An 8,251-nucleotide genomic window follows, 5' to 3' on the forward strand; every position below is an offset into this window, starting at 1 on the left:
GATCGGTGTGAGCGGGCTGGAAGAATGGAGAAGACCGATGGGTCAGCCATCGATCAACGCGATTTTGGAAGAGTCCATGCCCTTGCGCCCCGCCGACGAGACCATCGCGGAAGATGCCCAGGCGCTGTCTGCGCAGCTGCAGGCGATGCGCGAGCGGCTGTTTGCCCCGACCTCGCAGAAGACGCTTCGCAGTTTCACCTCTGGCGAAGCGGCGCGCCTCATCGGTGTGTCGGATGGATATCTGCGCCAACTCTCCCTTGCCGGCGATGGACCGCAGCCGGTCGTCGGCAGCGGCGGGCGGCGCTTCTATTCTCTCAAGGATATCAACGCGCTTCGCCATTTTCTCGCCGATCAGGCGCGCGCGAAAGGCAACGAAACCAAGGCCCGCTCCTATGTGAAATGGCGGGATGCGGCGCGTGGCGAGCATCTGCAGGTGATTTCCGTCACCAACTTCAAGGGCGGTTCAGGCAAGACAACCTCGTCTGTGCATCTGGCGCAGCATCTCGCGCTGAGCGGCCACCGGGTTCTGGCCGTCGACCTCGATCCCCAGGCGTCGCTCTCGGCGATGTTCGGCTATCAGCCGGAACTGGACCTGGTCGGCAACGACACGATTTATGGCGCGATCCGCTATGACGGCGAGGCGCGGCCCCTGCGTGAAATCATCCGTTCGACCTATTTCGATGGGCTCGACCTCGTGCCGGGCAATCTGGAACTTCAGGAATTCGAACATGTGACGCCGCGCGCGCTTGCCGAGCGCCGACCGGGCGACACCCACGGGCTGTTCTTCACCCGCGTACAGGCGGCCCTTGCCAGCGTGGCCGACGACTACGACGTGGTGGTCATCGATTGCCCGCCACAGCTCGGCTACCTCACCCTCTCGGCCCTCTGCGCCTCGACGTCCGTCGTCGTCACCGTGCATCCGCAGATGCTTGACGTCGCCTCGATGAGCCAGTTCCTGTTCATGACCTCCGACCTCCTGTCGGTCGTGCGCGAGGCCGGCGGCCAGCTCAATTTCGATTTCCTGCGTTATCTCGTCACCCGCTTCGAGCCACATGATGGGCCTCAGACGCAGATCGTCGGCTTCCTCCGGTCGCTGTTCGGTGAGCGCGTGCTCACGGCACCGATGCTGAAATCGACTGCTGTTTCGGATGCGGGACTGACCAAACAGACGCTCTACGAAGTCGGTCGCGAGAATTTCTCGCGCGGCACCTATGACCGGGCGATGGAAGCACTCGATTCCGTCAACAGCGAGATCGAGGCTCTGGTCCATACGGCATGGGGGCGAACGACATGAACGGGCGCGACCGCAAGAACTCGATCAAGGCGCTGTTCGGTGATGCCATTGCGCCGACACAGCCTTCGACGCCTCCATCCACCCGTCAGGCCGTGCCTTTAGCGCCGCAGGGAAGGGCGCCAGAAGTCAAATCGGTAGGCGTTCAGCCACTGCCGGAGAAGCCTGCATCCCCGATCCCGACGGATGTGGGCGGTTCGCCTTTGCGTGCCGCGTCTGGCGCTGTAAAGGCGATGGGCCTTTCGCTGAATACGATCGCTCGGGAAGCCGAGGAAGCGCGCCATCTGCGCCAGGCTCTCGAAGAGGGGGAACGCGTCTTGTCCCTCCCGACAAGTCGTATCGAGGCTTCCTTCGTTTCCGACCGCTTGAGTGCCGGTGATATCGACGATCCGCAATTTGCCGAACTTGTCGAGAGCATGCGCGAAAGTGGTCAGCAGGTGCCGATCCTGGTGCGTCCGCACCCATCCGAGGATGGACGCTTTCAGGTCGCCTATGGCCACCGCCGGTTGCGTGCGGCCGCAGCCCTCGGCATTGAGGTCAAGGCGCTGGTTCGCAGCCTGACCGACGATCAGTTGATCCTGGCCCAGGGCAAGGAAAATGCCGAGCGCCGGAATCTCTCCTTCATTGAGCGCGCGGCCTTTGCGCGTACGCTTGTCGCCCGTGGTTTCGACCGCCGATTGATCGGCGATGCGCTGGCCGTGCAGAAATCGGAGCTGTCGCGCCTCCTGCAGGTTGCCGATGGCGTGCCGGAAACCGTCATCCGCGCGATCGGCCCTGCGCCAAAGGCAGGGCGCGAACGCTGGATGAAACTCGTGGAGCTGTTTGGCGCGAAGGGCGCACCTGAGGCTGCCTCCGATGAAGTGGCCCGGGCAACCTTTCGCGCAGCCGATACCGATCGCCGGTTCGAACTGCTGCTGGCAAGGCTCACTCAGCCTGCGGCCGCGCGCGGTGAAAAGACGGAACCGACGGAGCTTTTGGCACCTGGCGGTCGGGCCTTTGCCGGCTACAAACGCCAGGGCCGGGTCGTGCGGATCGATTTTGCCAAGGATGTCGACGAGGCCTTTCTCGATGCTCTCTCCGAGCATGTAAGACAGGCCTATGCGGCGCATCTGAAGGCGCAGAATTGAGGAGGGGCGGGACCATCCTGCCCGTTCCGGCAAAGCTTTCGGACTGATTCGGACCTGATTGAGGTCTGGCTGTCCGGTGAGACACACGCGAAACCAGGAAAGGAAGCGCGGAGACAAGAAAAAAGGCCCCCAAAACGTGACCGTTTCGGAAGCCCTCTCGTATGTAGCAATCTGAGAGAATCACTTCCACCAGGCAAAGTCAAGAGTCGGCGGCATCATTGTCGTGTCCGGGTATCTTGGCTTGTGTCTGACGCTGCGTCCAAAGGGCCCGTCTTGCCTCTTCACCAGAGGACCGGATCATGATGGACAGACTTGCGACGACGCCTTTCGGCGGCGGCAGGATGTCTGCGCGGCTATTTTCCCGCCAGGCCTCCGTCTCCGAAAAGCAGGAGAAACTGCGCGCCGGCGACGGAGGCAATGACACGGGCGGCGGCGATAAATGGCAGCTGTTGCGCGCGCTGACCGAAGCACGTGCGCATTTCGGCTTGAGTGACCGTGCCATCGGCCTTCTCGAGGCGCTGGTGAGCTTCACGACGGATCGCATTCTTGATGGATCCAAGCCGATTATCGTTTTCCCCTCCAATCGGGAACTGTCGATCCGCGCGCGTGGCATGGCGCCAGCGACCATCCGCCGTCATCTGACGGCGCTGGTGGAGGCAGGCCTGATCTTTCGCCGCGACAGCGCCAATGGCAAGCGTTACTGCGTGCGGGACGATCGTGGCGTGGTCGACGAAGCATTTGGTTTCGACCTCTCCCCCTTGGCGCTCAAAGCCGCAGAAATCCATGCCCATGCGGAAGCGGTCCGCAGCGAGGCAAAGGCTTTGCGCATGCTGAGGACAGAGGTGACGCTGCACCTGCGCGACATCTCGAAGATCATCACGGCTGCAATCGAAGAAGCACGGGCAGGGGACTGGGAAATGCTTGTCGCCGAATTCCAGGAGATGTCCTTCGGCAGCCTCCCGCGCCGCCCCGATCCTGCCGCGCTTTCGGCGCTGCGCGCCAGCCTCAAGTCGTTTCGCGCGAAGGTCGAAAATGCATATCTATCAAGCCTCTCTGAAGAAGAAATGAGCGGCAATGACCATCAAAGTGAGCGCCATATACAGAATTCAAACACAGACCTACCATTTGAATTAAACGGCAAAAGAGAATTAGAGGGAGCGGAGCCGGGGGGCGATCAGGATTTAGGGACAAAGGCACCTGAAAAGCGGGTTGCGATCAGCCTGGACCGGATGAGAAAGGTCTGCCCGCAAATCGGGGATTACGCGCAAGGAGGCCTGAAAACCTGGCAGGATCTGGTCCGTGCGGCCGATCTCGTTCGCTCGATGCTCGGCGTTTCTCCTGATGCCTGGGCCAAGGCGAGAAAGGCGATGGGGGAACAGGCCGCCGCAATTGTCGTCGCCATCATGCTGGAAAGGGTTGACGATATCCGCTCGCCAGGTGGCTATCTGCGTGATCTGACACGCAAGGCCGAAAGGTCCGCCTTCAGCGTCTATCCCATGCTGCAGGCACTTGAGCGGCAGAGCGATTGAGGAATTTGGATGTCTTTCGAGAACGTGGACGACGGGGTGGCAAAGGACGAAGGCGCGGGCGGCGGCGATGCCGAAAAGCCGACAGCGCGAATGTTGTCCTGGTCGAAGAACTCTGCGGCCTATCGCCTGGCTCGCCGGATGATGAGTGAACGTGAATTGGCCGATGCAATCAAGCGAAAGGCGAAATCCAAATTCGAGGGTATCACCGATGTTCAGCTCCGCGCCCTTGCGGAGCATGCGATAGCCTTCGGACGCAACATGAAGGCGCTCGATGACGAAAATTATGCCCAGGTCCGATCTGGGTCGGCCGCGCGAAGCGGCAAGTCGCCCCGCGCTGTCGCGCGTAAGCTGGCAGAAAAGGGTATCGAGCGCGGGATCATCGAGATGGCTGTCGGCGAAATCGACGAAGTGCGCGCCGCAGTCGTTTATGCACGAAAGAAAGGGTTCGGCCCTTTTCGCCGACCTGATGTCAAGGCAGACGATGGCCGGTGGAGCAAGGAGATCGCGTCCTTTGCTCGCCAGGGGTTCGGCTTCGATCTCGCCAAGCGGATACTGGACATGGATCGGGATGAGGCCGAGGACATCCTGCTTCGCGCAGTTTGAACGGCTGCGGCTTCACCTGCTGAAGACGCTCAATCCCTGGCACGCTGGAGCATGCCGAACAGATCCCGTGGATCGTCGGGATCGGCGATCAGGTCGACGGGCTGATAGAAGGTCGTGCCCCGCACGCGTTCACGCACGTAGCGCAGCGCGGAAAAATCCTCGATCGCAAAGCCGACACTGTCAAAGAGCGTGATTTGTCGCTGATCGCGGCGGCCAAGGATGTCGCCATTCACGACCTGCCAGAGTTCCGTGACCGGGTAGTCGGCCGGCATCTGCTGGATCTCCCCCTCGATCCGGGTCTGTGGCGGAAACTCGACGAAAGTGTCGACACGCGAGAGAATATCGGAATGCAGCTCGGTCTTGCCGGGGCAGTCGCCGCCGATCGCGTTGATGTGGATCCCGGCGCCGACCATGTTGTCCGACAGGATCGTCGCATTCTGCTTGTCGGCGGTGCAGGTGGTGATGATCTGCGCGCCTTCGACGGCCGATTGCGCCGTTTCGCAGGCTGTCAGATGCAAACCGGACGCTGACAGGTTCCGGATCGTCTTCTCGGTCGCCGTGGGGTCGATGTCGAACAGCCGCAGATGCGTGATGCCAAGAACAGCCTTTATTGCCAGAGCCTGAAATTCCGCCTGGGCGCCGTTTCCAATCATCGCCATGGTGGTGGCGCCCTTCGGGGCGAGGTGCCGGGCGGCCATTGCAGAGGTCGCCGCTGTTCGAAGCGCTGTCAGGAGTGTCATTTCGGTGAGGAGAACCGGATAGCCGGTTTCCACCTCCGCCAGCAGGCCGAATGCGGTCACGGTTTGCAGGCCCTGCGCCATGTTCTTGGGGTGGCCGTTCACATATTTGAACGAATAGATCTCACCATCGGATGTCGGCATCAGCTCAATGACGCCTTCGCGGGAATGGGAGGCGACCCGCGGCGTCTTGTCGAACAATGGCCAGCGCCGGAAATCATCCTCGATTACGTCCGTCAGCTCGGTGAGCACGCGCTCGATGCCGATGTGATGCACCAGACGCATCATGTTTTGCACGCTGACGAAGGGAACGAAGGCTTTGTCCGAAGGGGCAGGGGCAGTCATGCATCACCGGGTGCAAGAGTTCAGATTTTGCAAGTTTAAGAACAAAAGCGATTGGGCGTAATGCCGATAATCTGTCGGTTTGATCTGTCCATTGTACAATATGACCGCATGTGTTTGACGAAGTGTCAGCCGAGGCTGTGAATGGCCACCGGGTTTGAGATGCTCTCGCGTTTTCGATGAGCGGGACATCCTAAGGAAGCGGCGACGTATCTCGCCGGTGACGCGCAGTGAAGTTTACCCATTCATTGACTTGATCGGCCCTGCGGTTTTCGGCGCGGACGATGGGCAGGCTTCTCCATGGGCACCCTCGCCGGCACAACGCCTGGATGAAGAAGAAGCTCGCTGAGCATGCGGGCCAAAGGGGGCAAGCGTACTCATCTCAATCCCATAACCAACCCCTCAAAACCTGCCCTTGACCTCCTGTTGCGCGCCTTCTCAGACCGTGGTCAGTGCCCCGGCCTTTATCATTAAAACTTGATTAAAATACCGAAATTCATGGCTTTTTAGCTTTGTGAATTAACTGTTCTTTCAATAATGGTCTGTGAACGCATAACCGGCTATGCCTGCAGGGTTAAGAAAGCGTTGCACTGTGCCCCGGGTCGAGATTTAACTGCGATCAACTTGTTAAGGGGTGAGTTACCATGTCCATCGAAGATCCGCGCCTGTCCAGCTTTGACAACAATTCTTCCGCTGACGATTTTGATTCTGCGGTTGAGCAGCATCTCGGATATGTACCCGAAGAAACCCGCGGGGTCGAAATGGCCCAGGCCGCGACGCCGAACGCGACCGACGCCGCTAAGACCGATCGCCTGCCGACAGAAACGGCGGCTGCATCGATCCCCACGGAAGTCGTCCCGGATCAGAACAATGTCGTGACCCTGCCGGTCGGCGTGTCGATCGACGACATTCGCCTCGAAGGTGGCAACCTCGTTCTCGTCCAGGCGGATGGAACCGAGATCGTCATCGTCGGCGGTGCTGCCAACATTCCGACCTTCGTCATCGGTGAAGTCGAGCTGCCTCAGCAGGCGCTCTTTGCCGCGCTCGAAGGCAACAACATCAACGTCGCCGCAGGCCCTGACGGTTCCTACTCGGCATCGTCCGGCTCGGCGAGCAATGGTGGTGATTTCAACGACAGCCCGATCAACAACGGTCCGGAGCAGTTTGCTCTGGCGGACCTGCTGGGTGATACCGATTTCGGCGACGGTGCGCCGAATGGCCAGCGTCTGGGAGGCGATGGAGTGCCGACAATCCTGTCGCCGCTGACGAGCCCCATCATTCTGGACGAAGCTGTCGTCACGGATGAAATATCGAACGACCGGATCTTTACGGGTCGGCTTCCTTTTGAGCAGGGTCCGGACTTCGGGACGATTTCCGGCGTTGTATTCACCGGAGCTTCCGATGTGGATGAAGGCGACGGGTTGAAAGTTCTGACCGGTTTCACCTCCGGTGGTCGCCCGATCACAGTCACGAGCTTCGCGGCTCCGACTGACGGAGCCGATCTGGACTTCCTGGCTGTCGAAGGCCGGGATTCAGCAGGCAACGTCGTTTTCACTCTGACAATCACGAACCGCGTCACCGGCGACTTCACGTTCGAGCTCGTTGGCAAGCTTGAACATCCGGATGCTGGCCAGAACGGTTCGCAGGACGATCTGGATGATCTTCTGCGGCTCGGCTTCCAGTATACCGTAACCGATCGCGATGGCGATTCCGTTACGGGATCGTTCAACATCGACATTCAGGACGATGCGCCGACGATCGGCGTGCCGGCCGGTGACCAGGTCAGCGAAGATGATCTTTTCAGCAAGATCGACGAACCAACGCCGGAATTTGCCAAATTTATTTCAGATTCCGAATCCGACTCTGGTTCTGACTTCCCTCCTGCGTTCAAGTACCCGACGGCTGAAGGTTCCCTTGCAATCCGCTGGGGTGCCGACAATGATTTGAAGAGTGAGACGATTGGTGAAACCGGCAATGCGACCGGTGACGATCCGGTCGGCCGGACCGTGAGCTTCACGGGGCTCAATACCTCCTCGACGTCAGCGGAAATTCAGGCTGCCATCCCGGTTCTGGCCAATCTCAGCTCGGATGGTTATCCGCTGACGTACCGCATTGAGTACAAGCGCGATGAATCAGGTAAGTGGAATGGTGGCTATCAGCTGATCGCATTCAAGGCATTCTTTGACGGACCCTTTGAAGGCGAGCGGCTTTTCGCCGAAGACGGCGAAGCCGGCCAGCTGATTTCCATGAAGGACTTCGACGGTGCTCGCGTCTTCGTGATCACGCTGGATCCGACGTCGGCAAACGGTACCTATACCTTCCAGCTGATCGGGAATCTCGACCACTATGCCCCGATCGCATCGACGGAGGGCAGCGAAGGTCAAGCCGCCGGCAACACGGTTCCGTCTGACAGCATCGGCGCGGCAGTAGTCTTTGACGGCGACGGGCCGCGGATTGTTGGGAAGCCAGTTGACTTCCTCGACTTCAAGATCCCCTTCACCGCGACCGATTCCGATGGTGACAGGGTCGATGGTACTGTGACCGTTCGGGTCGAAGACGACGGCCCGTGGGTCGGTTCCAACAGCACGGTCTATGTCGAAGACGATGATCTGTCGAACGGCA

6 protein-coding genes are annotated in these 8,251 nt (G+C 60.0%); 5 read left to right on the forward strand and 1 reads right to left on the reverse strand.

Annotated elements, in window-relative coordinates; genetic code table 11:
- Positions 1-37: 37 nt before the first annotated feature.
- The 4 genes from repA to DMY87_RS17495 all read left to right on the forward strand — a co-directional run bounded on the left by repA (position 38) and on the right by DMY87_RS17495 (position 4,550).
- A complete protein-coding gene (gene repA, locus DMY87_RS17480) occupies positions 38-1,294 on the forward strand; it encodes a plasmid partitioning protein RepA (RefSeq protein ID WP_110792919.1) in 1,257 nt (418 codons plus the stop codon).
- On the forward strand, positions 1,291-2,418 hold the full coding sequence (gene repB, locus DMY87_RS17485; protein ID WP_110792953.1) for a plasmid partitioning protein RepB: 1,128 nt from the start codon (positions 1,291-1,293) through the stop codon (positions 2,416-2,418). Before repA ends, repB begins: the two co-directional genes overlap by 4 nt.
- Positions 2,419-2,720: 302 nt before the next feature.
- Entirely contained in the window at positions 2,721-3,947 is a 1,227-nt protein-coding gene (gene repC, locus DMY87_RS17490; protein ID WP_280953046.1) for a plasmid replication protein RepC, read from the forward strand.
- A gap of 9 nt (positions 3,948-3,956) precedes the next feature.
- Positions 3,957-4,550: a regulatory protein RecX gene (locus tag DMY87_RS17495; protein ID WP_110792921.1), complete on the forward strand. Its 594-nt coding sequence runs from the start codon at positions 3,957-3,959 to the stop codon at positions 4,548-4,550.
- 29 nt (positions 4,551-4,579) lie between these two features.
- Here DMY87_RS17495 and DMY87_RS17500 read toward each other — a convergent pair whose 3' ends face one another.
- On the reverse strand, positions 4,580-5,632 hold the full coding sequence (locus DMY87_RS17500; protein ID WP_110792922.1) for an ornithine cyclodeaminase: 1,053 nt from the start codon (positions 5,630-5,632) through the stop codon (positions 4,580-4,582).
- A 641-nt stretch (positions 5,633-6,273) separates the two neighbouring features.
- Here DMY87_RS17500 and DMY87_RS17505 point away from each other — a divergent pair.
- Positions 6,274-8,251 (forward strand): DUF5801 repeats-in-toxin domain-containing protein (locus tag DMY87_RS17505; protein ID WP_205908186.1); only part of this gene is annotated, 1,978 nt, incomplete at its 3' end.

This window comes from Peteryoungia wuzhouensis (assembly GCF_003205195.1).
GTDB classification, from domain to species: Bacteria; Pseudomonadota; Alphaproteobacteria; order Rhizobiales; family Rhizobiaceae; genus Allorhizobium; species Allorhizobium wuzhouense.